We start from the raw sequence: 23891 nt of genomic DNA on the forward strand, positions 1-23891 counted from the left end.
CCGGGCCTCACCGCGCAGGGGAGGGCCGCAGGTCGGCGGCCGGTTCCTCCTCCGCCGGCTCCACCGGAAGGGTCGGCGTCGGGAACCACAGGGCGGCGATCAGCCCCCGCGACTCCCCCGGGCGCATGGTGAGCCGCCCGTCCGAGGCGTCCACCAGCACGGCGGCGATGGTCAGACCGAGCCCCGCGCCGTCCACGTTCTGCGCGTCCGGGGCCCGCCAGAACCGCTCGGTCGCCTGCCCGAGCTGACTCTCGGTCATGCCGGGGCCAGAGTCGCGAACCTCCAGCGCCACCCCGCCGTCGCGGCGGGCCACCGTCACCGTCACCGCTCCGCCCGCCCCGCTGAACTTCACCGCGTTGTCGATGAGCGCGTCCAGCGCCTGGTCGACGGCGGTCGGCACGGTCTGGGCGTACGCCGGGGCGTCGGTCGTGGCCAGCCGCAACGCGACCGACCGGTGCCGGGCCAGCGGCGCCCACGCGGCCACCCGCGAGGCGGCCACCGCGGCGGCGTCCACGGTGACGCGCTCGTTCTCCTCGCGTTCGGCCCGGGCGAGGGTGAGCAGCGCGTCGAGCACCAGCGCGAGCCGGTCGGTCTCCTCCAGGGCCAGCCGGTGCTCGGACCGACCGTCCGGGTCGGTGAGGCTGGGCCCCAACTCCTCCACCCGCAGCCGCAGCGCGGTGAGCGGGTTGCGTAGTTGGTGGCTGGCGTGCGCGACGAAGGCACGCTGCCGGTCCATCACGTCGGAGACCACGTCGGCCATGTGGTTGAAGCTGGCCGCGAGGCGGCGCAGCTCCGGCGGCCCCAGCCGGTGCTGCACCCGGGCGCCCCGGTCGCCCTCGGCGATCTCGTGGGTGACCGCGTCCAGTTCGGTGACCGGGCGCAGCACCCAACCGGCCAGCCCGAACGCGGTGAGCACGCAGGCCAGCACGGCGAGCAGACCGGCCAGGGCGAGCAGCAGCCACCACACGACGACGGCTCGCCGGATCGGGCCGGCCGGGGTCACGATCACCACCGCGCCGAGCACCTCACCGCCGTCGTTGATCGGCACCGCCACCACCACCGGGTCGGTCGTCCAGGGCCAGACCGACTCGGGGGCGCTGGTCTGCTGCCCGGACAGCGCGACGTCCAGCACCGTCGCGGTCCCCGGGCTGGCCTGCCACCTCGGCGACGAGACCGGGATGTTCCGGTCCCGGTCGACGATCGCGGCGCTGATCGCGTACAGGTCGTCGTAGCTGGTCAGTTCCGACTCGATCGGGCCGGGCCCGCCGTCACGCAACGCCGGGCCGGCCAGCGAGGCGAACCGGGTGGCGTCGGCGAGCCGGTCCGCGCGGACCCGTTCGGTCTCACGGCTGGCCATGGTGGCGGCCAGTGGGGTCTCCAACGCGATGAGGACGAGGACCATCAGCAGCAGATAGCTGATCACCAGGCGACGGCGCACGTCAGCTCCTCACGCGTCGCGCAGCCGGTAGCCGACGCCGCGTACGGTCTCCACCAGGCGGGCGTCACCGAGCTTGCCGCGCAGCGACCCGACGTGCACCTCGACGGTGTGCCGGTCGGCCCAGGTGGTGCCCCAGGCGTCGAGCAGGATCCGATCGCGGGGCACCGCCACCCCGGGCTGGCGGGCCAGCGAGAGCAGCACGTCGAACTCCTTGCGGGTCAACGTGACGGCACGGCCGTCGACGGTCACCGTCCGCGCGGCCACGTCGATGCGGACCGGCCCGGCCTCGATGAGGTGCCGCTCGGGCGCGGCGTTCGCGGCACGGCGCAACACCGCCTCGATCCGGGCCTGCAACTCCACCATCGAGAACGGCTTGACCACGTAGTCGTCCGCTCCCAGGCGCAGACCGAGCACCCGGTCACGTTCCTCACCCCGGGCGGTCACCGCGATGATGCCGAGCTGACTGCTGCGCCGACGCAGCTCCCGGCACAGGTCCGTGCCGTCCCCGTCGGGCAGGGTCAGGTCGAGCAGCACCAGGTCACAGGGCGCGGCGGAGAGCGCGGCGGCGACGGTGGCGGCGTGCTCGACCTCGTACCCTCGGCGGGTGAGGGCGGAGGACAGCGCAGCGGCCACCCGGCGGTCGTCCTCCACCAGCAGGATCCGCACCCGTGCCCCCGTCCCTCGCAGCGCTGTTCTGCGAATGGTGGCAGAAGTGCGCGCGGACCGGGAGGCCGCCCACCCGCGCTGGGCGGGCTACCGGCCGCTTCGGGCGTTTGTCGAAGTCCTCGGTCGAGCCGAGGCGGCGGCCGGGCGGCGGCCGGGCGGCGGCCGGCCAGGGGCTTCGACACACGCCCTAAAGGCCGAAGGTGTCGTCGGCGGTGGCGTCCCGAACGCCGTCGGTGAACCCGCGGAAGCCCGGGTCCTCGTGGCTGGCCGGCACGCTGGTGACGCTGACCCCGGTGGCCTGGGTGACCGCGTCGACCAGGGCCGGATAGTCGATTTCGCCATCCTGGAAGGCGTCATCGTCCGCCTCGGCCAGGTTGATCACGTGCTGCACGTCGTCGGACGACGTGTCCGGGTCGTCGACCCAATCGCTGCCGGCCTGGTAGCACTCGTCGTACAACGCGCGCTGGCTGTCGGTCCAGTCATCGTCGTAGCTCTGCATCGCCCATCCCTCCGCGGCCCTTGACCTGAGCATGCCCGGCGGGAGGCGACGGGCGCGGCGGTACCGACGAAAACCGGGCGGGCGCGCCGGCCACGGCCCCGTACGCTGCTGTGGTGATCTACAAACTGCTGTCGAGCGCCGAATGGGACGACGCCCTCGCCACCGGCGCCTTCACCGGCTCCGCGGTGGACCGGCAGGACGGGTTCATTCATCTCTCCGGCGCCGACCAGGTGGTCGAGACGGCGCGGCGGTACTTCACCGGTGCGACCGGGTTGACAGTGCTCAGCGTCGAGGAGGAGCGACTGGGCGACGCGCTGCGGTGGGAGCCGTCGCGCGGCGGGCAGCTCTTCCCGCACGTGTACGGCCCGCTGCCGGTCGCGGCGGTGGTGGCGGCACGGGCGTTGCCGGCGGACCTTCCGGCCGCCGACGCGGTGGCCGCTCTGCTGGGCTGACCCGGGGGCCGCTCTGCTGGGCTGACCCGAGGGCCGCTCTACTGGCTGACACGGACGCGCCCGACCCGACAGTGTCGGGTCGGGCACGATGCCGTAGTGGCGGGGCTCAGTGGCAGAGCCGGTCGATCTCCTGCTGGAACCGGTCCATCGGGTTCTCCTCGGCGGGGCCGAGCAGGTAGGTCTTCAGCTCCCGGCGGGCCTCGGTCATCGGGTCGTCACCGGCCCGGGTGACCGACACGATCTTCTCCAACTCGCCGCAGTCCTTGGAGAGCAGGTAGGCGGCCCGCGCCGTCGGGTACTCGCGGCGGAAATCGTCCTCGGACAGGCCGGCCGGGTTGGCCACCACGTACGGCCGCTGGCTCTGCACGAAGTCGGACACCACACTGGAGACGTCGCTGATCAGCAGGTCGGTCTGGTTGAAGCAGTCGAACAACGCCGGCGTGCGGCCGGTGACCACCAGGTGCGCGGTGCCGTCCAGCGAGGACGCGTCCGGGTTGCCGCCGGCCGCGCGGATCGCCGTGACGACCCGCTCGTGCACGACCTTCGCCGCCCTGGACCGCGACCCGGTGAGCGGGTGCGGCTTGTAGATCAGGCGGACCCGGGGGTTCGTGGCGAGCAGCCCCTTGACGATCCGCTCACCCATCAGCACCAGCGAGGTGTGGTACGGGTCGTCGTCGAGCCAACCCTCCCAGGTGGGCGCGTAGAGCACCGTGAACGGCCGGTCCACCGACTCGGCGCCGAAGGTGTGCACCCCGGCGAGCTGCGGCCGGCCGATCTCGACGATGTCCGAGTCGAGCACCCCCACGCCGGCCCGCGCGTAGCGCTCCCGGCCGGCAAGGCCGGCGACCCAGACCTCGTCGTACACCTTGCTGTAGGGGTTGACGCTGGCCTGCTTGTCGCTGTCGCCGTGCCCGACGAAGACGTGCTTCGTACCCGGCTCGCGGAGCATGTGGATGTTCGCGCCGACGTTTGCGGAGTAGAGGGCCGCGCGGATGCCGCCCAGGTCGAGGTTCATGAAGTCGACCCCGGCCGGTACGCAGATCACCGGCAGCCGGGTGTCGGCCAGCTCCAGGAAGGCCTCCCGACTGCGCATGAGCACGACCGCGCGCTGCTGGAGCGCCTCGGTCGGGGCGAGCCACATGTTCGCCTGGTAGACGTCCTTCGCCGGGCCGGCGAAGTAGAGCGCCACCTCCGGCCGGTAGCTGTCCAGCCAACGCTGAACCGCCGGTAGCAGCGGACCCTGCCCCGCGCCCCGACCCCGCAGCCAGGTCAGCGCGATGATGGCGCCCACCAGACCGGTCGCCACGACCGCCACCGCGCCGGCCACGAAGAACGGCGTCGGATCGTGCTGCACCGCGGCGGCCACACCGGCCGGCACCAGCAGCAGGTTGAGCAGGGGCATCCGGTCACCGGCTACCGCCGCCGCCCAGACGGGCGGCTGGGGGGCGCTGGACAGTGGGCCCAGATCGATGTTGCGCACCATGGCGGAGAGCGGGTTACGACGCTCGATCATGGTGGAGAGCGCACCGGCGAAGACCGACACGACCCACACCGCCGCCGGCAGAACGAGCAGCAGGGTCAGCTCGCCGCCGTTGAGCCGCACCTCGGCGACGACCAGCAACACGGCGGCCAGGTCGCGGGTCAGCTGTCGGTACGACCAGTGCAGGCCCACCTTCTCCAACAGCAACTGCGACGGAGGTGACCAGCGGGCGACGGCGAACTCGCCGATGATGGCGGCCAACCCGGCGACGGCGAACAGGCCGACCCAGCCGAATACGCCACCGACGAGCATGACCAGGTAGGCCAGTACCAGTAGCGCACTCTGGGCGGCCACCCCGAGGCGTCCTGTCAACGTGCCGAACAAACGAGTTCGCTCCCTACAAGGTTTCGTTGCGGGCAGTGCCCGTGATGGACCGACGTCACTCCCCCGTCGCACAGCGGCTCAGTCGCGGCCGGCTGCGTGTGACTGCGACCTTAACGCGAGGGGACAGCTCGGTGTCGCTCGGGTATCCGGCACCATTTCGGGCAAAGTTCCGCACCGGGGCGCGCCCGCCCCCATGACGGGGGTCGGCGCTCGGCGCGGGTGAAGCGCTCAGCCGAGCCGCCGGAAGCAGGTCATCGCACCGGGTGCCTTGCGCTTGGCGAACTCCTGGTAGCCCAGCCGCGAGGCGGTGTCGCGGGCGTACTGGTTGCCGTTGTAGACGCAGATGGTGCCCACGTCGAGGCGGTCCAGTGCCGGCGTCAGCTCGGCCGGCGTCGGGCTGGCGGTGCCGTCGGCGAAGTCGGAGAGCAGCAGTCGATCCTTGGCGAACTGGGAGTTGAGGTCGTACTCGACGAGGTAGAAGTCGCGGGGCAGGACGACCCGGACCTCGCTGGTGACGATCGGCGTGGTGCGCATGATCGTCTTCGGGGCGAGCAGCAGACCCTGCGGACGGTCCAGACCCTTGATCCAGAACGCGATCGCCTGACGCTGCTGCGGGAGCTTCCAGGTGGGGCGGGGGTGCACCTCGACCCAGCTCTTCGACGACCACATCGGGGTGGCGAACAGCGCGAACGAGGCGACCAGCAGCACCGCGATGCCCCCGGACGCCGCCCGGCGCAGCGCCGGGGTCGGTGCCGGCACGCGCACGGTGCAGAGCAGACCGATCAGCGTCGGCAGGGCGAGCAGCCACGGCACGCGCCAGAGCACCACCGAGATGCCGCTCAACGCGCTCAGCAACTCCAGCACTCCGGGCACGAACAGCACGCTCAGCGCAAGGGCGGCGCCGGCGGCGAGCAGGGCCGGCGTACGCCGACGGGCGAGCAACGCGCCGCACCACAGCGCCAGACCGCTGATGACCCCGACCACGCCGAACAGCAGTGTCCGCTTGTAGGTGTACGCCGCGTCGAAGAAGGCGTCGTCCGCACCGGTCGCGGTCATCCCGCCGAGCACCAGCCGGGAGACCACGAGCGAGCCGATCGGGTACGCGAGTGCGGCGACCGCCGCGACCACGGCCGCCTTCCAGCGGCCGACCAGCAGCATGGCGAACCCGGCGGCGCCGACCAGCATCGGCAGGATGATCGCCGCGGTGTTGGTGAGGCCGATCGCGGTGATCGAGAGTGCCACGATGAGCAGCAGGCTGCGCCGCGACCGGTTGTCGAACCACTCGGTCAGGTACAGCCACATCAGCGGGATGACCGCCGAGACGAACATGCCCTTGCCCTCGTGCAACCGCAGCAGGTGGAACGTGCCCAGTGCGGCGTCGTCACCGGCGACGAGGTAGAGGTACGCGATCGCCACCGTGAAGGCGAGCAGCGGACGGCGCGGGGCCCACCGGTGCGTCAGCCGCCACAGGGCCAGCGCCGCGATCACCGCCATGATCGGCAGTAGCACGTACCAGAGGGCCGAGCTGGCGTGGATGCCGACGACGTTGGCGAACGCGCCGTCGAACACCTCGATCGACGGGATGGGCGGTTGCGAGCCCATCGCCGGCAGGACGTTATCGGAGAACAGGAAGTCGTTGAGCGGGATCAGGTCGCGCTCGGCGATCCACACCGACTTGCCGACGTAGTAGACGTCGTCCGGGGTGTTGCGGGCCATGAAGAACGAGGAGATGCCGACCAGGGCCGAGACGACCAGCGCGTACGCCGACTGCGCCGGGGTGGGCGCCGGGGCGGCCGGGGCGGGCGCGGGGCCGTTCAGCCAGGCCTGGCGCACCAGCAGGAGGCCACCGACGGCGGCGAGCAGGCCGGCCACCGCCGGGATCCACCAGGAGAGGTTGACGCTGGTCCCGGCCACCCCGGCGGACACGGCGGCCACAGTGGCGGCGACCAGAACCCCGATCAGCAGGCGACGGTCGGTGGCGGGCCGTGCGCTGACGGGCTCCTCGGCAGCGGCCGGCACGTCGTCGGCCGGGGCGCTGCCGGTCCGGGCGCGGCGGCGGGCGCGCAGCACGGCCACTACCGCGAGCACCACACAGGCCACCAGCCAGATCCGGAAGGTCACCGACGGACGCAGGTCTCCCAGGAAGGCCAGGTGGTAGAGCACCGTGAAGAGCGCGAACGCGATCACCGCGCCGTCGGTGAGCATCGCCGGGGCGGCGGCCACCAGCGCGCGTACCCGGGACAGCGCCGCGCGAGCGCCGACGGGTCGGGATGCCTGCCCGGTCCGCGGCGTCGGATCCGGTTCGGCGGGCGCTACGGCGATGCTGTCGACGTTGGCCACGGGCGTCCTTACTCGTCAGGCGGATGAGGGGCATCGGCACGGTGACGGCCGGGTGTCAAGGGGGCAGCGTAGCGGAATCGGGCGGGGAGGCCGGTGCTGCCGGCGACCGGGTGTCGGAGGGCTGGTCAGCCGGAGATCGGGGCCGCCCGGGGACGGGGCAGCACGCTGGCGGCGCCGAGCCCGGCCGCCACGGATTCGACCAGATTGTCGAGGTAGCCGTCGGTGAGTGGGAGACGGGCGATGGCGAGCCGCCAGTAGAGCGGCCCCACGATGAGGTCGACGGCGGCGTCCAGCTCCGTGTCGGCGGGCAGTTCGCCACGCTGCACGGCACGGGTGACCAGGTGACCGCCGATCTCCTGCTGCCGGGCGTGCAGCACCTGACGCAGGGTCGCGTCGATGCTGGGGTTGCGGGCGGCCTCCGCCAGCAGGTCCGGGATGATCTGCGACGCCAGTGGGTGCCGCAGTGCGTGCGCCACCACCTGGAAGAGCAGCGCGAGGTCACCGCGCAGCGTGCCGGTGTCCAGTGCGGGGAGCTTGCCGTGTGCCGCAGCGGCGACGACCTCCAGCACCAGGTCGAGCTTCGAGCTCCACCGTCGGTAGATTGCCGTCTTGCTGACGCCGGCCCGCCGGGCCACCGCCTCGATGGAGAGCCGGCCGTAGCCGACCGCGGCGAGCTCCTGCATCAGCGCCCGGCGGATCGCCGTGGTGATCTCGTCGCGCAGCACCGCCGCGCCGGCCGGTGCCCGCCTCTTTTCGGTGGTCATCGAGGGCTCTTATCGCAGGTCACGCCGGACAGCGTAGCGCAACGACGGTACGGTTGCGTCCCGACGTGTTTCGGACTACTGTCCTCGCAGCGACGAGGCGGCGCCCCGCGCAAATTTCCCACTAGGATTCGATCGTCGCGAGCAACCCCCGTCTGCACGAAAGATCGGAGCGCCATTTCCATGGCCACCACCGCGCTGGTCGACCCCGACACGGGCCTGACCCAGGCGCAGCTGGCCGCTCGGCACGGGCTACGGGTCGCCGGTGAGCGACCCAGCCTCGTCGAGTACAGCCGCCGACTCTGGGCCTACCGGCACTTCATCGCCGCGTACGCCAATGCCAAGCTCGTCGCCTCGTACAGCAACGCCAAGCTGGGTCAGCTCTGGCAGGTGCTCACCCCGCTCACCAACGCGGCGGTCTACTACCTGATCTTCGGGGTGGTGCTCGCACAGAACAGCATCCCGAACTTCATCGCCTACCTGACCACCGGGTTGTTCATCTTCAACTTCACCCAGAGCGCGGTGCTGGCCGGCACCCAGTCGATCAGCAGCAACCTGGGGCTGATCCGGGCGCTGCACTTCCCCCGGGCCAGCCTGCCGCTGTCCACCACGATCACCCAGTTCCAGCAACTGCTGGCCTCGATGGTGGTGCTGGTCGGCATCGTGCTGGTCACCGGCGAGCCGCTCACCTGGGAGTGGTTGCTGATGGTGCCCGCGCTGCTGCTGCAGGCCGTGTTCAACGCCGGCGTGGTGCTGCTGGTGGCCCGACTGGGCGCCAAGTCGAGCGACCTGAAGCAGGTCATGCCGTTCATCATGCGAACCTGGATGTACGGCTCCGGCGTCCTCTACAGCGTCACCCTCTTCGACCGGCTGCCCGGCTGGGCGACGACAGTGGTGCAGTACAACCCGCTGCTGGTCTACATCGAGCTGGCGCGGTACGCGCTGCTCGAGGAGGCGCCGCTGCTCAACGAGTCGCTGACCCAGCTCTGGCTGGTCGGCGCCGGTTGGGCGCTGGTGGCCGGCATCGGCGGGTTCATCTACTTCTGGCGCGGCGAACAGGAGTACGGCCGTGGTTGAGCACTTCGACGCCCCCACCGAGGCGAGCGCGACGATGACCCGAACCCAGGAGCGCATCCCGACCGTGGTCGTGGACGACGCGCACATCATCTACCGGGTGCACCAGGGCGCCGCTGGCGGCACCACGCCGGTGGCCGCGCTGCGCCGGCTGGTCAAGCGCACCCATGCGCCGAACGTCCGGGAGGTGCACGCGGTCAAGGGCATCTCGTTCACCGCGTACCGGGGCGAGGCGATCGGGCTGATCGGCAGCAACGGCTCCGGCAAGTCCACCATCCTGCGGGCCATCGCCGGTCTGCTGCCGGTGAACCGGGGCGCCATCCACACCCAGGGTCAGCCGTCGCTGCTGGGCGTCAACGCCGCCCTGCTCAACGACCTCTCCGGGGAACGCAACGTCGTCCTCGGGTGCCTGGCCATGGGCATGCACCCCGATGACGTGGCCAAGCAGGCCGCCGGGATCATCGACTTCTCCGGGATCAACGAGCGGGGTGACTTCGCCAGCCTGCCGATGCGGACGTACTCGTCGGGCATGGCGGCCCGGCTGCGGTTCTCCATCGCCGCCGCCAAGAAGCACGACGTGCTGCTCATCGACGAGGCGCTCGCCACCGGCGACAAGGGCTTCCGCAAGCGCAGCGAGCAGCGGGTGCGGGAGCTGCGGGAGGGCGCGGGGACGGTGTTCCTGGTCAGCCACCAGCTCTCCTCCGTACGGGACACCTGCGAACGGACGATCTGGCTGGAATCGGGCGTCATCCGGATGGATGGCCCCACCGACGAGGTCATCCGGGCTTACGAGGCGTACGCGAACAGCAAGTAGAGTTCCAGCGAACGTCCGGCATCGACATGCACTTGAGGACCGCGTCGCCCGCGTTGGGGCGACGCGGTCCGCGCGTTAAGGTTCATTCCGTCGCCGCTCGGGCGGAAACTTCCGTTAACGCATCCCTGAGAGTGAGGATCCGGCAATGACGCAGGACCAGACCCCTGGCCCGGACGCCGAAGCGGAGACCCCGACGCCATGGCGGCCCTCACGGACAGTGGCGGTGGTTCTGGCCGGCGGCACCGGGACCCGCCTGGGCCTCGGCATCCCGAAGCAGCTGCTGAAGATCGCCGGTAAGCCGATCATCGAGCACACCCTGGCGGTCTTCGAGGCGGCACCGGAGATCGACGAGATCATCGTGCTGATGGCCACCGGCCACGTCGAGGACGCCCGGCAGATCGTCGAGAAGGCCGGCCTGCGCAAGGTCACCAAGGTGATCGAGGGCGGTGACACCCGCAACGCCACCACCCGGATCGCCCTGGACGCGGTCGGCCCGGAAGACTGCAACATCCTCTTCCACGACGCGGTGCGCCCGCTGCTCAGCGGCCGGATCGTGCGCGAGTGCGTCAACGCGCTCTGGAGCTACGACGCCGTGGACGTGGCCATCCCCTCCGCGGACACGATCATCCAGGTCGACGACAACGACTGCATCACCGACATCCCGGTGCGCTCCCGGCTGCGCCGGGGTCAGACCCCGCAGGCGTTCCGCTCCCCCACGATCCGGGCGGCGTACCAGATCGCCGAGGACGACCCGGACTTCGCCGCCACCGACGACTGCGGCGTGGTGCTGCGCTACCTTCCCGGCACCCCGATCAAGGTGATCGACGGTTCGGACGAGAACATCAAGGTCACCCACCCGGTCGACGTGCACCTGGCGGACAAGCTCTTCCAGCTCGCCGCCGCGCAGGCGCCCCGACTGACCGACCACCGCAGCTACAGCGAGGAGCTGACCGGCCGGACCATCGTGGTGTTCGGCGGCAGCTACGGCATCGGCCACGAGTTGACCGAGCTGGCCCGGCGCTACGGCGCCCAGGTCTTCCCGTTCAGCCGTTCCAGCACGGGCACCCACGTGGAGCGGGCCGAGGACGTCGAGGCCGCGCTGACGACCGCCTTCGAGGCCACCGGCCGGATCGACCACGTGGTGGTCACCGCCGGCATCCTGGAGAAGGGCGCCCTCGCCGAGATGGACGAGGAGACCATGGACCGGCTGCTCCAGGTCAACTTCGTCGGCCCGGTGACCATCGCCCGCCAGGCCCTCCCGTACCTCCAGCAGACCAAGGGCCAGTTGCTGCTCTACACCTCCAGCTCCTACACCCGGGGCCGGGCCCGCTACGCGCTCTACTCGGCCACCAAGGCCGCCCTGGTCAACCTCACCCAGGCGCTCGCCGACGAGTGGGCCGACGTCGGTGTCCGCGTCAACTGCATCAACCCGGAGCGCACCGCCACCCCGATGCGGACGCGGGCCTTCGGCGAGGAGCCGGAGCACACCCTGCTCGCCGCGGAGGCCGTCGCCCAGTCGTCGCTGGACGTGCTGATCTCCGATCTGACCGGCCAGGTGATCGACGTACGCCGGGCACCCGGTGACGGGCCCACGCCGAGCGTGCCGGCGCAGTCCGGGTCGGGTCGGGTCGAGACGCCGGCCGGCGCGACGTCCGCGAACTGACGCCGACGGCGGCGGAACCACGAACGGAGCGACATGCGCGGCGACCTGGTCCGAAAGCTGGCCGCCCGGTGCCTGACCACCGGGTTGGCCGTGCTGGCCTTTGTCGTGCTGGCGCTCACCGGCGCCACCGGCTGGGGGCTGGCGTTGGCCGTCGCCGCGCTGGCCGCCTCGGCCGCCGAGCAGCGGATCCGGCCCGGCGCCGAGCTGGTGGCGGAGACCGCGTTGATCGCCGCGGCGATCCTGGTCGGTTACTCCCGGCGGTTGGACGAGGGGCTCAACCTCGCGCTGGTCGCCACCGGGCTGGTCCTGCTGGGGCTGGTGCTGCTGGTGGGGCCGCTGCGCACCGCCGGCGGTCTGGAGATCCGGACGGCCAATCTGCCGGTACGCGCCTGGACGCCGCTGATCGCCGACCGGCTCGGCACGGCCCTGCTCGGGCTGCTCGCCGCCCTGGCGCTCGCCGCCGCGCTCGCCCTGCCGGCCGGTGTGGCCCTGGCCGCCAGCCTGCTGGTCGGGGCAGGCGCCGGTGCGGTCGCGCTGGACCTGGCCCGGCGACGGTTCCGGCCGCGGGCCGGTGGCGGGTCGGTGGCCGCCGCGCTGCGCCGGCACCAGCCGGAGTTCCTGCTCTACTTCTCCGCGCCTCCCGGCTCGGAATACCAGGTCACCATGTGGCTGCCGTACCTGGAACGGATCGGCCGGCCGTTCCTGGTCGTGCTGCGTGAGCCGGAGTTCCTGACCCCGATCGCGGCGGCCACCGACGCGCCGGTGGTCTACTGCCCCACCCTGGGGGCGATGGACGAGGCGTTGGTGCCGAGCCTGCGGGCGGCGTTCTACGTCAACCACGGTGCGAAGAACAGCCACTGTGTCCGCTTCACCCAGCTCACCCACATCCAGCTGCACCACGGCGACAGCGACAAGGCGCCGAGCGCCAACCCGGTGTCGGGGATCTTCGACCGGATCTTCGTGGCCGGGCAGGCGGCGATCGACCGGTACGCCCGCGCCGGAGTGCAGATCCCGGCGGACAAGTTCGTGGTGGTGGGTCGCCCACAGGTCGAGTCGATCGAGGTACGCCCGGAGCCCGCGCGAGGGTTGGCGCACCCGACGGTGCTCTACACGCCGACCTGGACCGGGCACCACGCCGACGCCGACTACTGCTCGCTGCCGGTGGCCGAGAGCCTGCTGCGCCGACTGTTGGAGCGCGGCGCGACGGTGATCCTGCGGGCCCACCCGTACACCACGCAGAACCCGGCATCGGCCCGCCAACTGGGCCGCCTGACCGAGCTGCTCGTCGCCGACCGGGCCCGCACCGGCCGCCAGCACGTGGTCGGCGCGGCGGCTCGGGAGCTGAGCCTGACCGAGTGCGTCAACGCCGCCGACGCGCTGGTCTCCGACGTGTCCGGCGTGATTTCGGACTTCCTCTACTCCGGCAAGCCGTACGCGGTCACCGACATGGGCGACGAGGGCGACCGGTTCGTGGAGCGGTTCCCGCTGGCCGGTTCGGGTTACGTGCTGCGGCGGGACATGTCCAACGTGGACGAAGTGCTGACCGCCCTGCTGGACACCGACCCGCTGGCTGCCGAGCGCTGGGCCACCCGTCGCCGTTACCTTGGCGACTTCCCCGCCGAGGCGTACGCCGAGGCGTTTCTGAGCGCGGCCCGCCGAGAGCTGGCACCGGCTGAGGCACTGACCGCGTCCACACCGGCGTAACCGCTCAGCGGTACGGGTCGAGCAGCGCCAGCACCGCCGACGGGTCCTCCACGTGCGCGTTGTGCCCGAGACCGGGCAGCGTGGCGACCGGTACGCCGTACTCCTTGAGCTGTTCGTCGGTGACCATCGGATCGTCCTCCCCGCGCGCCAGCACCACCGGCACGTCGGTCGCCGCCAGCAGCGCGGCCAGGTCGGGCTCGCCGACGGCGAAGGCGGTCGGGTCCATGGCGAGGCGCCACCGACCGTCGACCTGGCGCAGCCCGGCGTCCACCACCGGGTGGTCCGGCGAGACCAGGCCGACCAGCCCGGAGACCCGCAGGTAGCGGCGAGCCGCCTCGGTGCGGCTGGCGAACCAGCTCACCGGTCGGGCGGCGACCTCGGCGGCACGGGTCAGCTCGGCGGGTGACCAGAGTGCCTTGATGCCCAGCCCGACCACCGCGTCCACCGGCGTCCCGGCGTCGCGGGCGGCCAGCGCCAGGCCGACCACCCCACCCAGCGAGTGCCCGAGCACGACCAGCCGGTCGTCGGGGGCGAGGGCCTGCGCGATCTGCTGGGCGAAGCCCGCGAAGGAGTACGACGGCAGCGGCGACGCCCAGCCGTGGCCGGCGAGGTCCGGTGCCAGCCACCGCCCGGGCCAGTGCTGCTCAAGGTAGGGCGCCCAGGACAACCACACGTCCCCGGTCGCTCCCATGCCGTGCAGCAGCAGCAGGACCGGCCTGCGGCCGGCGTCACCACCCGTCTTCTCCACCACGGCCGCAGTCTCCCACGGTTCACGGTCGGGTACGAGAGCCGTCGATGACGGACCGCGTGGACAAACGCCGCGGGCGCCGGCCCCTTGTAGGGGACGGCGCCCGCGGCGGTCCAGCGTTGCCTGGGTCAGGCGGAGTAGCCCCGGCTGGCGATCCAGTTGGCCAGGTTGATCGTGGTGATCCAGTACGACGCGTCGGCCGGGTTCGCCGAGTCGGCGATCCGCACGGTGCGGCCGTTGTCCTTGTAACCCACGACGGCGATGTAGTGACCGCCACCGTAGGAGTGCCAGCCGCCGGCAGTGTCGGTGGCGTCGCCGACGACGTTGGCGACCACGCCACGGCCGTCGGTGATGGCCTTGACGACGTCGGCCTGGAGCTGGTCCATCTGGGCCGGGCTGGGCGCGCCGGCGAACATCCGGGTCCGGTACGGGGAGCCCTTCACCTCGGCGTTGAGCACCCGGGTGGTGTCCAGGGCCGAGTTGGTGCCCATCTCGGTGGTGCCCAGCTCGGCGCCGAGCTCACTCTGGGTGCGGTCGATCCCGGCGGCGCTGAGCGCGTTGCGGGTGGCCGCCGGGCCGCAGTTGTAGTAGGTGTTCTGCGCCTCGTAGTCGTAGTCGAGCACCTTCGTCGCGGGGGGCTTCGGCGGCGTCGGCTTACGGGTGAGGTCGGGGTTGCTCTTGGCCTTGGCGGCGGGCGAGGCGGCGCTGGTGGCCGGGGCGGCCGTGGTCGGCGCGGCGCTGGCGGAGGGGGACGCGTCCCGCGCCTCGCCGCGGGAGGCGGCGACGTCGCTGCGCATCTCGGCGACCGTTGTCGCGGTGCGCTGGCCGGCCGGGGCGTCGTCGGCAGTGGTGAGCAGGGCGCCGGTGGTGGTGGCGATCGCGAGGGCCGCGGCGGAGGCGACGACGATCTGGTACGGGCGCTGGGTGGCGAGGCGGCGGAGCTGACGCTGCAGGGTGTGCTTCACGGGGTCCTCCACGGATCGGGGGGTGAGCGGCACACCGGGGCCGGACCGGTATCCGGGCAGGCGCCAGCGCGCGGACCGTGGTCCGCGGATGGTGAACCGCTCAGGGGAACGCCCGGCGCGGCCGGGCGGGGAAGGCGATGACCCGGGGGGTCAGCTCACCGTCACGCGACGATTGAGCGGGTGCACCGCCGCGCCGTGGAGGCGAGGGAACAGCCGAGGGGTGGAAAGGTGCTGCACGAGGATGGGACTCCTTCCGACACCGCCTACCGGGTTAGCTGACGGATTCGGGCGGGAAGACGCCCTACCGCGGGCCGTGGCTCGCGGATTCACCCCGGACTTACTGGTGGGTCCCCGGTTCGTTGATCACGATTAAGCGGGTCGGCGCGGCGTCGCGTCTTGCGATCGGTTACCGCACCGGACGGGACGACACTACTGGCGTCTCAACGCCCTGCCAAGCCAGGTTCACCTGCGTAAACCCCAATCGGCGCGACAATTTCTGCGCGTATTGCCGATGATGTGACTCGATGGGACAACCGGTTACGGCGACGCCTGCGGGCGACAACCGGACAGGCCGCAAAAAACGCGGCCACAATCGCGGGAACAATCCTGCCGATCGCGTCGGACGTCCGATTTCGCAATTGGGTGACCGGCCTCACATCACGGATTGGGCTCAACCCACCCGGGCCGGGCGCCACCGTGCCACGACGGCGGGACGCAACGCTCCGGCCACCGTGCGGCGCGCCGGCACCAGGGTCGGGCGGAGCCGGGCCGCCGCCGCGTACGCCTCCTCGGCGAGGGCACGAGCCGACTCGGCGGCCAACTCCGCGTCGCGCCAGGCGGCCCGCTCACGGTCGGCGGCCACCTGGTAGTCGGCCAGCCGCGCATCCCGGACCACCCGGCTGATCAGCACCTCCTGTTCAACCGGGTGTCGCCGGGGATCCCAGCCGCGCCGGTGCCCGAACACGTCGCCGAGCTGCGCCATGGTCAGGTCGCCCCGCCAGTACGCCGCCATCGCCGCCCGGTGCAGATAGCGTTCCCGGGCGGCGTACTCGGCGGGGGTGTGCGGGGTCTGCGGGGTGGGCAGCGCCCCGGCCCCAGCGAAGCGACGCGCGACGGCATCCGCCTCGTCGTACCCGATCCATGCCTGCTCCAGCTGCTCCTGAGCAGTCAGCCAGGCGGCACGCCAGCGTTTGGCGGTGGTGGCCGCGCCGGCCGCGGCGACGGCCACCTCCTCGGCGTAGCGGCGCAGGTCGACGGCCTCGGCGGCGGCCACCTCCCGAGGAGTGGGCCCGGCCGGGAGCGGGTCGTCCGTGGGCCGGTCCCGTTCGGGGCGGGCGGCCAGCACGGCGAGCAGGCCCAGGGTCAGCAGGAACAGCGTCGACCAGATGGCGGCGGCTTGCGGCACCTCGGTCACGAACTGGTAGAAGACGACGGTCTCCATGGTCGGCACCTCGGGGAGAGAGCAGTGCGATGGGGAGCCGCGCCGACCGGCGGGCCATGGCGGGCCAAGGGGCGGCGGGTCAGGGAGCGGGTGGGTCGACAGGGCGCGGTGCCGGGACGGTCGTCCCGGTGGCTCAGCGCCCGGGTGGGGCCCGGGAAGCCCGACCGCCAGCTGCGTCGACGAGGGACAGCCGGTCGGATTCGGCCGTGCGGGCCGGCAGCACGCCGGCCGCGATGGTGCCTTGATCGCCGGGGAACGCCATCAGCGTGTCGACCGACCATGTCGGGACCGACCCCTCGGCGGCCTCCGGCGGAATCGCCGGGGCCGGGCGGGCCGCACTGTGCGCCTCGGAGTGCCGGTAGGAGACCGCCAGAGACCCGACGGCGACCGAGGCCGGCACCGCGCTCGACGTCGGCACCGGGCCGGGTGTTGGCGTGGCGGCCGTGGCCGGGCCTGCGCCGAGCGCCAGGGCCGCGACGACGGCGAGGCTGGTCAGCACCCGAGTCGCCCAGCGCGCCACCCACCACAGCGGACAGGTGAACGCGACCGGAAGCACGTCCCCAGGCTACCGTCGCGCCGACCCGGGCGCACCGACCACGGGCGTGTCGGATCACGCCGCGCCGACCCCGTTGACCAGGGTGGACGTTGTCAGCGCAGGTCGACGTACGTTGATCGACCGTCGGACCGACCGACCTCGTCGGCAGGTCCGTCGACCTCGCCGCGGGCGCTGCTCGCGGGGTCTCGTGCGTCGTCGTCGCCGGCCGCGCGTTGTCGGGGGAGGGGCGCTGGAGGGGCCGCACGGCGCGGCGCGAGCCGGCGCATCATCGGGGTTTCGACGAAGCGGTGCAGCAGCCCGGCAAGGATCAGGTTCGCCGCCAGGAAGCCGAGCACCACGGCCGGGCCACGCCAGCCCGCGAAGCCGATCCCCCAGGTGCCGCTCCAGCGCAGCACGCTCGTCATCACCAGCACGTGCACCAGGTAGAAGGCGAACGAGACCTCACCGAGCCAGACCACCGGCCGGGACCGCCACGGCGAGCGCCGACCCCGCACGTCCGCGTCCGCGGCCGCGGTGATCACCAACAGGTACGCGACCGCGAGCAGCGTGGTCCACAGCTCGGCACGGATCCACTGCGCGGCCGCCACCCAGGTGACCAGGAAGATCCCGCTGGCCACTGTCAGACCGGGACCGCGCCAGAGCCCCCGGCGCATCAACTCGGCCGCCACCGCGCCCAACCAGAACTCCAGCGACCGCACCGGCGGGAAGATCTGGGTGAACCACCAGCGGCTCACCTCCGGCACCAACTCCTGCGCCGGCCAGAGCGCGAGGATCAGCAGCGGTAGCGCGACGATCAGCGCCCAGAGCAGCTTCGGCCGGGCCCGGCGCAGCAGTGGCAGCGCCAGCGGCAGACAGAGGTAGAAGAAGAACTCGCAGGACAGCGACCAGCTGACGGTGTTGATGCTGTAGAACCAGCCCGGCCGGGGGTCCCACGCCTGCAACAACAGCAGGTTCTCCAACGCCGCCGCCGGCAGGACCGGGTCGGCGAACCACCAGGCGACCGCCAGCGTCGCCGCGAACAGCACCAGGTGGTTCGGGTAGATCTTGGCGATCCGTCGCCGCCAGAAGGTGAGCCGGGAGTCCCCCTCGCGGGCCGACCAGACCAGCACGAAACCGCTGAGGATGAAGAAGAACTGCACCCCGGAGAGGCCGAGGGTGAACAACGCGTCGATGACGGCCTTGTAGTCCGGCTCGGCGATGATCCGCATGGTGCCGGCGTGAAAGCCGAAGACCAGCAGCGCGGCGATCCAACGCAGCCCGGTCAGCGAGGGCAGCCGGGGCGGGGCGGGTGCGGGCCGGGCAGCCGACGTCGCGGCGACGCTCGTCATGCCGGGATCCCGGCGCTCGGCAGGGTCACCAGCACGGTCGTAGCCTCCTCGTCGCGGCGTCGGACGGCGCGACGGCGACGCCCACGACGACCCGGCAGGGCCGCACCGAGGCACCCTACCGGGTCACTCCCGGGTGAACCGGACGCATCCCACCCGCCCCACGAGCCCGCGATCCCCGACCCGGAAACCGCCCGCTGGCCGGCGTTAACCCTCCGCTGGGCGGGAGTTCAGAGAGTCCACCATCGGCGGCAACGTCAGGTTCCGGGGCCGGCCACCCGGGTCGTCGAAGGTGGCGGACGTGGTCAATGAGCCGACGCCCGCACCGCTGCTGAGCATCGTCGTGCCCGTGTACGGCGTCGAGGCGTACCTGTACCAGTGCCTCGAGTCGATCCGGGCCGACATCCCGGCGGGCGAGTCGGACGCGGTCGAGCTGATCGCCGTCGACGACGCCTCCCCGGACGGCTGCGGCGACATGCTCCGCTCGTACGCGGTCAGCCGCGACGGCGTGCGCGTCGTGCACCTGAGCAGCAACGTGGGTCTGGGGCTGGCCCGCAACGCCGGGCTCGACGTGGCCACCGGCCGGTACGTCTGGTTCGTCGACAGCGACGACTGGTTATCACCGGGCACGATCGCGGCGGTGCTGGACCGGCTGCGCCAGCACCAGCCCGACGTGCTGATGCTCGACCACCTGCGGATGCACGAGGACGGCCGGCGGGAGGTCGACGCGAGCAGCGCGCTGCTGCGCGGGATCACCGGCGTGACCCGGTTGGCCGACCAACCGCAGCTGCTGCGGGTACAGCACACCGCCTGGAACAAGGTGGTCCGCCGGGACTTCATGGACGAGCTGGAGCTGCGGTTCTTCCCCGGCTGGTACGAGGACATCCCGTTCAGCCATCCCCTGCTGATCGGGGCCGAGAAGATCTCCGTGCTGGACCGGGTCTGCTACCTGTACCGGCAGGGCCGCCAGGGCGCGATCACCTCCACCCGCAGCGGCCGGCACTTCGACGCCTTCGCCCAGTACGAGCGGCTGATGGACTGGGTCGCCCGGAAGCACCCGGACGAGCGGTTGCAGGCCGAGCTGTTCGAGCTGATGATCAGCCACTACCTGGTGGTGGTGGGCAACGACGGCCGGCTGCACCCACACCTGCGGCGCGACTTCTTCCACCGGGCCGCCGCGCACTACCGTCGCTACCTGCCCACCGGCGGCTACCCGCTGCCCCCGGGGGTGACCGGGCTCAAGCACCGCCTCGTCGGGCGCGGTGACTGGGTCGCGTACTCGGCGCTGCGCCAGGCCCACCGGGTCGCTGGTCGCCTGCGTCGACCCGGCCCGGCGGTCGGCGCCGACGGCGGTTCACTCGCCGCCGACGAGGACCCGAGGCGAGGGGCGAGCGCCGGGCCGACGCGCGACGGTGGGCTCGCGCCGGAGCGGCGCGACGCGCTGGCCGTCGGCCGGCTGCCGTGATCGACCCCACCCCGCAGCACGCCGGGAGCCGGGGCGGCTCCCGGCGCCCTCGTTTTCCAGGTCGTCCGCCCGCCGGGTGGACGACGACAGCACCACCGCACCCCGGTGCGGACGTACCTGAGCAGAGGTCGGAATGACGGCGACAATCAAGATCGGACCGCACGCGGTCGGTGCCGGGGAGCGACCGTTCGTGGTCGCCGAGATGTCCGGCAACCACAACGGCGATCTGAACCGTGCGCTGGCCATCGTCGACGCGGTGGCCGCGAGCGGGGCGCACGCGCTCAAGCTCCAGACGTACCGGCCGGACACCATCACCATCGACGTCGACACCCCGGCGTTCCGGATCTCCAGCGGGCACGAGCTGTGGGGCGGGGAGAACCTGTACCGCCTCTACGAACGCGCGCACACCCCGTACGAGTGGCACGCCCCGATCTTCGAACGGGCCCGCGAGCGGGGCCTGACCGTCTTCTCGTCGCCGTTCGACGCGACCGCCGTGGAGCTGTTGGAGTCGCTGGACGCCCCCGCGTACAAGATCGCCTCGTCGGAGCTGGTCGACCTGCCGCTGATCCGACTGGTGGCCAGCACCGGCAAGCCGATGGTGATCTCCACCGGAATGGCGACGGTCGCCGAGATCGACGCCGCCGTACGCACCGCCCGGGCCGGCGGCGCGGCGGGCATCGTCCTGCTGGCCTGCACCGCGTCCTACCCGGCGCCGCCGGCCGACAGCAACCTGCGCCGGTTGCCCGTGCTGGCCGGCGCCTTCGACGTGCCGGTCGGGCTCTCCGACCACACCCCCGGCATCGGGGTGGCCCTCGCCTCGGTGGCGCTCGGCGCCTGCTTCATCGAGAAGCACGTGACGCTGGACCGGGCCGACGGCGGCGTTGACTCGGACTTCTCCCTGAACCCGGCGGAACTCACGGCCCTGGTTGCCGAGGCCGGTCGCGCGTACGAGGCGCTGGGCGGCACCGCGATCGGACCGACCCCCGCCGAGCGGGAGGGGCTACGGTTCCGCCGGTCGCTCTTCGTGGTCGAGGACGTCCGGGCCGGTGATCCGGTGACCGCGCACAACGTCCGCTCGATCCGGCCGGCCGGCGGGCTGGCGCCCGTGGAGATCGACCGGGTCCTGGGCCGTACCTTCGCCACCGACGTCCCGCGCGGCACCCCCCTGAGCTGGGACCAGATCTAACCCCCGCCCCACCCACCCCCCGCCCCACGCGCCCCACGCGCCCCCGCGCCCCACGCCCACGCCGCCGATCTTGCACTTTCTGTCCCGACAAACAGCGCTTTAGGGACATCCAACCAACACAAACTGCAAGATCGGCGGCGTGGGTGGGGGTGGGGTGGGGGCGCGTCGGTGGTTTGGTTACGCCGTTGGTGCGGGGTTGGGGGTGGGGGTCGGGGCGAAGCCGACGGTGACCACCAGGTCGTCCACCCAGAGGGTCCGCCAGATCGCCGACCCGTCGGCCGGCGTACCCAGACCATGGCGCCGCCACCAGGCCGCCACCGACACATCGGCCAACTTGCACCAGCATTCGGCCCGGGTCCAGCGGGCCCAGAAGTCCGCCGTGCCGAACCGGCGGGCCAGCGCCGGGGGCACCGGGGCGTCGGCGCGCTCCGCGTCGACGGCCACCCGCCAGCCGGGCGCCGGTGGGCCGTACCAGCCGACGCACCGTCCATCGTCGAGGTGACTGCGGGTCACCGCGTCGGCCATCGCGGCCGGCGACCCGATGCGCAGATGCTGCTCGGCGGCGACGAGCAGCCCCGGCACCGGACGCGGCACGACCGCCCTGCCGTGCCGTGCTGGCCGCACCGGCAGGGGAACCGGCCGCAGGTCAGATGGCGGCGGCACCGTCCACCACGATGACCTGGCCGTTGATGTTGGTGTGCTCCCGCAGCAGCATCCGCACGACCGGGGTGACCTCCACCGGCTCGGTCAGGTGACCGGTCGGGGTGCGGCGCACGATCTGGTCGAGCTGGGTCGGACCGAGCACGGCGGACATCTCCGAGGCGAAGAACCCGGGCGCGACCGAGTTGACCAGCATCCGGCCGCCCAGTTCGCGGGCGAGCGAGCGGGTGGCGGCGTCCATGCCGCCCTTGGTGGCCGAGTACGCGACGAGGCCGGGGAAACCGCGCTGCCCGCAGATCGAGGTGATGTTGACGATCCGCCCGCGCAGCCCCTTGGCGAGCATCCGGCGGATCACCAGCCGGGTCAGCTGTAGCGGGGCCGTCAGGTTGGTCTCGATGATCCGGGCGATGTCGCCGGCGGCGGTGTGGGCGTGCAGGGAGTCCTGCCCCATGGCGGCGTTGTTGACGATCCCGTCGATCGGGCCGAGGCGCTGTTCCACGTCGCGGACGAAGCTCTGCGCGGCGCGCAGGTCGGTGACGTCCACCGAGCCGACGTGCAGCCGATCGGGGTGCTCGGCGGCGAGCTTCTCCAACTCCGGGGTGATGGTGCGGGCGAACGCGGCCACGCGTACGCCCGCGTCGAGCAGGTCGGTGACGATGGCCAGGCCCAGACCACGGGAACCGCCGGAGACGAGAACCACGGAGCTGGGCGGGACGAGCTGGGTGTCGGCTGGCTCAGACATCGCTCTTCAGGGTCTCCTTGACGGGAATGTCGGTCAGGACGCGAATGCGGCGCGGCACCGCGTGCTCGGGGAGCCGGTCGGCGCACCAGCGGACCAGCGCGGCCTCGTCCGGCACACCGGTGTCAGCGGCGGACGGGTCGGCAGCGGCCAGGACCACCTCGGCGACCACCATCCGCCCGAGCACCGGGGCGCGGCGGCCGGTCACCCGGGCCCAGGCCACCGCCGGATGACCGGTGAGTACGCCGCGGACCACACCTGCGGAGACCTTGCTGCCACCGACGTTGATCTCGTCGGAGTCCAGTCGGCCGGTGATCAGCACCCGGCCGTCGAGCACCTGCACCCGGTCCCCGGTGCGGATCGGGCCGGCGAGACCGGCCCCGTGGTACGGGGAGGTGACCACCAGCTCGTCGTCGCGGACCGAGAGCGTCGGCCGGCCAGGGGTGTCCCGGTCCAGCCAGTCGACCGGGAACCCGGCCCGCCCGTCGTGCACCACAATGGACGCACCCGCCTCGGAGGACGCGTAGATCCAGGAGATCCGGGCGGTCGGGAAGACCTCCCGCAGCTGGTCCAGGATCGCCTGGTCCACCGGTTCCCCGCCGAGCGTGATCTGGCGCAGCGGCACCCGGGCCAGCGCCTCGGCGTCGCGGTAGAGGGTGCGCCGCCAGAAGGTCGGAGTGCCGGAGGCCGCGTCCACCCCGTGGGTGGCCGCGACCGTGGGCCAGTCGTCCAACTCGTCGGGCTCGACCACCACCAGGTGCTGGCCGGGCTGGGTCAGCGACAGGGTGACCACCTGCCACCAGGCGTACGTGCCCGGTGCGTACGGGCAGAGCCAGGTCCGCTCAGGCTGGTCGGCCCGCACCGTGGTCAGCGTGTCGAGGGTGTGCCCGACCCGCTTCGGACGCCCGGTGGACCCCGAGGTCAGCAGCCAGAGCCGGCCCGGCTCGGCGGCTCGCGGCCGAGCCGGTGCGCTCGGGTGGACGCCGTCGTCGTCGAGGACGCCGACGGTGAACCCGGCCGTCAGCAGCTCGGTGCGCATCACCGCGTCGACCCGACTCGCGGTGCTGAGCAGCAGTTCGGTGCCGTGCACTGCGTGCTGCCGCGCCGCGGTGAGCGCGTGCACGGCCGAGCGGGCGAGCACCGCCGCCGGGTCGGGCAGGGTGGGCGTCGGCAGCGAACGCCAGGTCAGCGCCCCGCCACCGACGACGAGCCGGTTGTCGGCACCGGCTGGCTCCGGGCCGGCGGGGGTCAGGTGGCGCGACGTCGCGACGGTCACTGGTGTTGAAGCTCGACGAGGAAGTCGAGGACGTCCCCGACGGTGGCGATGCGACGCAGCCCGGGGGCGTCGAAGTTGAGCTCCTCCCCCGTCTCGTCCTCCACCCGCAGGGCCAGCTCGGAGAAGTCGAGCGACCGGAAGCCGATCTCCCGCAACTGCGCCGCGTCGTCCGCGGGCAGCTCCTTGTCCTGATTCTTCAGCACCTGAGCCATGAGGTCGCGGATCTGCGCGCGACTCAATTCGTTCATGCGCCGC

Annotated in this window: 22 protein-coding genes and 1 riboswitch; of the genes, 7 read left to right on the plus strand and 15 right to left on the minus strand. The window is 72.3% G+C overall.

What is annotated here, in order from left to right:
* Positions 1 to 7 precede the first annotated feature (7 nt).
* The 3 genes from ACFYP0_RS18450 to ACFYP0_RS18460 form a co-directional block, all read right to left on the minus strand.
* Positions 8 to 1438 (minus strand): sensor histidine kinase, encoded by a 1431-nt coding sequence (locus ACFYP0_RS18450; protein ID WP_355500797.1) that lies wholly within the window; start codon positions 1436 to 1438, stop codon positions 8 to 10.
* A gap of 9 nt (positions 1439 to 1447) precedes the next feature.
* A complete protein-coding gene (locus ACFYP0_RS18455) occupies positions 1448 to 2104 on the minus strand; it encodes a response regulator transcription factor (RefSeq protein WP_091401433.1) in 657 nt (218 codons plus the stop codon).
* Positions 2105 to 2291: 187 nt separating this feature from the next.
* On the minus strand, positions 2292 to 2603 hold the full coding sequence (locus ACFYP0_RS18460) for a hypothetical protein (protein ID WP_355500799.1): 312 nt from the start codon (positions 2601 to 2603) through the stop codon (positions 2292 to 2294).
* A 113-nt stretch (positions 2604 to 2716) separates the two neighbouring features.
* Here ACFYP0_RS18460 and ACFYP0_RS18465 point away from each other — a divergent pair, with 113 nt between their 5' ends.
* On the plus strand, positions 2717 to 3055 hold the full coding sequence (locus ACFYP0_RS18465; protein WP_124854622.1) for a DUF952 domain-containing protein: 339 nt from the start codon (positions 2717 to 2719) through the stop codon (positions 3053 to 3055).
* Positions 3056 to 3161: 106 nt separating this feature from the next.
* On the opposite strand, the gene ACFYP0_RS18470 is transcribed toward ACFYP0_RS18465, so the two are convergent.
* The 3 genes from ACFYP0_RS18470 to ACFYP0_RS18480 all read right to left on the minus strand — a co-directional run bounded on the left by ACFYP0_RS18470 (position 3162) and on the right by ACFYP0_RS18480 (position 8023).
* The gene (locus ACFYP0_RS18470; protein ID WP_355500802.1) at positions 3162 to 4919 is read right to left on the minus strand and encodes a CDP-glycerol glycerophosphotransferase family protein; all 1758 of its coding nucleotides are present in this window, start codon (positions 4917 to 4919) and stop codon (positions 3162 to 3164) included.
* A gap of 228 nt (positions 4920 to 5147) precedes the next feature.
* Positions 5148 to 7259: a DUF6077 domain-containing protein gene (locus ACFYP0_RS18475; RefSeq protein WP_355500805.1), complete on the minus strand. Its 2112-nt coding sequence runs from the start codon at positions 7257 to 7259 to the stop codon at positions 5148 to 5150.
* 125 nt (positions 7260 to 7384) lie between these two features.
* The gene (locus tag ACFYP0_RS18480; protein ID WP_355500808.1) at positions 7385 to 8023 is read right to left on the minus strand and encodes a TetR/AcrR family transcriptional regulator; all 639 of its coding nucleotides are present in this window, start codon (positions 8021 to 8023) and stop codon (positions 7385 to 7387) included.
* A 180-nt stretch (positions 8024 to 8203) separates the two neighbouring features.
* Here ACFYP0_RS18480 and ACFYP0_RS18485 point away from each other — a divergent pair, with 180 nt between their 5' ends.
* The 4 genes from ACFYP0_RS18485 (at position 8204) to ACFYP0_RS18500 (ending at position 13275) form a co-directional block, all read left to right on the plus strand.
* Positions 8204 to 9097, plus strand: a complete 894-nt coding sequence (locus ACFYP0_RS18485; protein ID WP_124854625.1) for an ABC transporter permease — start codon at positions 8204 to 8206, stop codon at positions 9095 to 9097.
* 34 nt (positions 9098 to 9131) lie between these two features.
* A complete protein-coding gene (locus ACFYP0_RS18490; protein WP_036412239.1) occupies positions 9132 to 9908 on the plus strand; it encodes an ABC transporter ATP-binding protein in 777 nt (258 codons plus the stop codon).
* Positions 9909 to 10053: 145 nt separating this feature from the next.
* Positions 10054 to 11571 carry a bifunctional cytidylyltransferase/SDR family oxidoreductase gene (locus ACFYP0_RS18495; RefSeq protein WP_124854626.1) on the plus strand — a complete coding sequence of 506 codons (1518 nt, stop codon included), beginning with the start codon at positions 10054 to 10056 and terminating at the stop codon, positions 11569 to 11571.
* A 33-nt stretch (positions 11572 to 11604) separates the two neighbouring features.
* On the plus strand, positions 11605 to 13275 hold the full coding sequence (locus ACFYP0_RS18500; RefSeq protein WP_355500812.1) for a CDP-glycerol glycerophosphotransferase family protein: 1671 nt from the start codon (positions 11605 to 11607) through the stop codon (positions 13273 to 13275).
* A gap of 4 nt (positions 13276 to 13279) precedes the next feature.
* On the opposite strand, the gene ACFYP0_RS18505 is transcribed toward ACFYP0_RS18500, so the two are convergent.
* The 5 genes from ACFYP0_RS18505 to ACFYP0_RS18525 all read right to left on the minus strand — a co-directional run bounded on the left by ACFYP0_RS18505 (position 13280) and on the right by ACFYP0_RS18525 (position 18313).
* A complete protein-coding gene (locus tag ACFYP0_RS18505) occupies positions 13280 to 14026 on the minus strand; it encodes an alpha/beta fold hydrolase (RefSeq protein ID WP_355500815.1) in 747 nt (248 codons plus the stop codon).
* Positions 14027 to 14151: 125 nt separating this feature from the next.
* Positions 14152 to 15000 (minus strand): C39 family peptidase, encoded by an 849-nt coding sequence (locus ACFYP0_RS18510; protein ID WP_386996848.1) that lies wholly within the window; start codon positions 14998 to 15000, stop codon positions 14152 to 14154.
* A 233-nt stretch (positions 15001 to 15233) separates the two neighbouring features.
* Positions 15234 to 15374, minus strand: a riboswitch (cyclic di-AMP (ydaO/yuaA leader).
* Positions 15375 to 15658: 284 nt separating this feature from the next.
* Positions 15659 to 16429, minus strand: coding sequence for a hypothetical protein (locus ACFYP0_RS18515; RefSeq protein ID WP_355500821.1), 771 nt, complete (start codon positions 16427 to 16429; stop codon positions 15659 to 15661).
* A 133-nt stretch (positions 16430 to 16562) separates the two neighbouring features.
* Positions 16563 to 16985 (minus strand): hypothetical protein, encoded by a 423-nt coding sequence (locus ACFYP0_RS18520; protein WP_355500824.1) that lies wholly within the window; start codon positions 16983 to 16985, stop codon positions 16563 to 16565.
* A gap of 92 nt (positions 16986 to 17077) precedes the next feature.
* Complete coding sequence (locus ACFYP0_RS18525) at positions 17078 to 18313, minus strand: acyltransferase family protein (RefSeq protein ID WP_355500827.1); 1236 nt, start codon at positions 18311 to 18313, stop codon at positions 17078 to 17080.
* A 298-nt stretch (positions 18314 to 18611) separates the two neighbouring features.
* On the opposite strand from ACFYP0_RS18525, the gene ACFYP0_RS18530 reads away from it, so the two are divergent.
* Both ACFYP0_RS18530 and pseI read left to right on the plus strand, forming a co-directional pair.
* The gene (locus tag ACFYP0_RS18530; protein ID WP_386996851.1) at positions 18612 to 19775 is read left to right on the plus strand and encodes a glycosyltransferase family 2 protein; all 1164 of its coding nucleotides are present in this window, start codon (positions 18612 to 18614) and stop codon (positions 19773 to 19775) included.
* Positions 19776 to 19908: 133 nt separating this feature from the next.
* Positions 19909 to 20961, plus strand: a complete 1053-nt coding sequence (gene pseI, locus ACFYP0_RS18535) for a pseudaminic acid synthase (RefSeq protein WP_386996853.1) — start codon at positions 19909 to 19911, stop codon at positions 20959 to 20961.
* A gap of 177 nt (positions 20962 to 21138) precedes the next feature.
* Here the strand turns inward: pseI and ACFYP0_RS18540 are convergent, their stop codons facing one another.
* The 4 genes from ACFYP0_RS18540 to ACFYP0_RS18555 are packed head-to-tail and all read right to left on the minus strand — an operon-like array spanning position 21139 to position 23884.
* Positions 21139 to 21555, minus strand: coding sequence for a hypothetical protein (locus ACFYP0_RS18540; RefSeq protein ID WP_356980164.1), 417 nt, complete (start codon positions 21553 to 21555; stop codon positions 21139 to 21141).
* A 52-nt stretch (positions 21556 to 21607) separates the two neighbouring features.
* On the minus strand, positions 21608 to 22363 hold the full coding sequence (locus ACFYP0_RS18545; RefSeq protein WP_356980162.1) for an SDR family NAD(P)-dependent oxidoreductase: 756 nt from the start codon (positions 22361 to 22363) through the stop codon (positions 21608 to 21610).
* Positions 22356 to 23636, minus strand: a complete 1281-nt coding sequence (locus ACFYP0_RS18550; protein WP_355500840.1) for an AMP-binding protein — start codon at positions 23634 to 23636, stop codon at positions 22356 to 22358. Before ACFYP0_RS18550 ends, ACFYP0_RS18545 begins: the two co-directional genes overlap by 8 nt.
* Complete coding sequence (locus tag ACFYP0_RS18555) at positions 23633 to 23884, minus strand: acyl carrier protein (protein WP_091401397.1); 252 nt, start codon at positions 23882 to 23884, stop codon at positions 23633 to 23635. Before ACFYP0_RS18555 ends, ACFYP0_RS18550 begins: the two co-directional genes overlap by 4 nt.
* Between the last annotated feature and the right edge of the window lie 7 nt (positions 23885 to 23891).

Origin of the sequence: Micromonospora arida (genome assembly GCF_042873195.1) — a bacterium.
Taxonomy (GTDB): Bacteria; Actinomycetota; Actinomycetes; order Mycobacteriales; family Micromonosporaceae; genus Micromonospora; species Micromonospora arida.

What these genes read in the sequence shown, in the direction of transcription:
- ACFYP0_RS18500 (WP_355500812.1), top strand. Translation starts at nt 11,605, where the DNA reads ATGCGCGGCGACCTGGTCCGAAAGCTGGCCGCCCGGTGCCTGACCACC.
- ACFYP0_RS18555 (WP_091401397.1), bottom strand. Translation starts at nt 23,884, where the DNA reads ATGAACGAATTGAGTCGCGCGCAGATCCGCGACCTCATGGCTCAGGTG.
- ACFYP0_RS18495 (WP_124854626.1), top strand. Translation starts at nt 10,054, where the DNA reads ATGACGCAGGACCAGACCCCTGGCCCGGACGCCGAAGCGGAGACCCCG.
- ACFYP0_RS18525 (WP_355500827.1), bottom strand. Translation starts at nt 18,313, where the DNA reads ATGACGAGCGTCGCCGCGACGTCGGCTGCCCGGCCCGCACCCGCCCCG.
- ACFYP0_RS18485 (WP_124854625.1), top strand. Translation starts at nt 8,204, where the DNA reads ATGGCCACCACCGCGCTGGTCGACCCCGACACGGGCCTGACCCAGGCG.
- ACFYP0_RS18480 (WP_355500808.1), bottom strand. Translation starts at nt 8,023, where the DNA reads ATGACCACCGAAAAGAGGCGGGCACCGGCCGGCGCGGCGGTGCTGCGC.
- ACFYP0_RS18515 (WP_355500821.1), bottom strand. Translation starts at nt 16,429, where the DNA reads ATGGAGACCGTCGTCTTCTACCAGTTCGTGACCGAGGTGCCGCAAGCC.
- ACFYP0_RS18490 (WP_036412239.1), top strand. Translation starts at nt 9,132, where the DNA reads ATGACCCGAACCCAGGAGCGCATCCCGACCGTGGTCGTGGACGACGCG.
- pseI (WP_386996853.1), top strand. Translation starts at nt 19,909, where the DNA reads ATGACGGCGACAATCAAGATCGGACCGCACGCGGTCGGTGCCGGGGAG.
- ACFYP0_RS18545 (WP_356980162.1), bottom strand. Translation starts at nt 22,363, where the DNA reads ATGTCTGAGCCAGCCGACACCCAGCTCGTCCCGCCCAGCTCCGTGGTT.
- ACFYP0_RS18460 (WP_355500799.1), bottom strand. Translation starts at nt 2,603, where the DNA reads ATGCAGAGCTACGACGATGACTGGACCGACAGCCAGCGCGCGTTGTAC.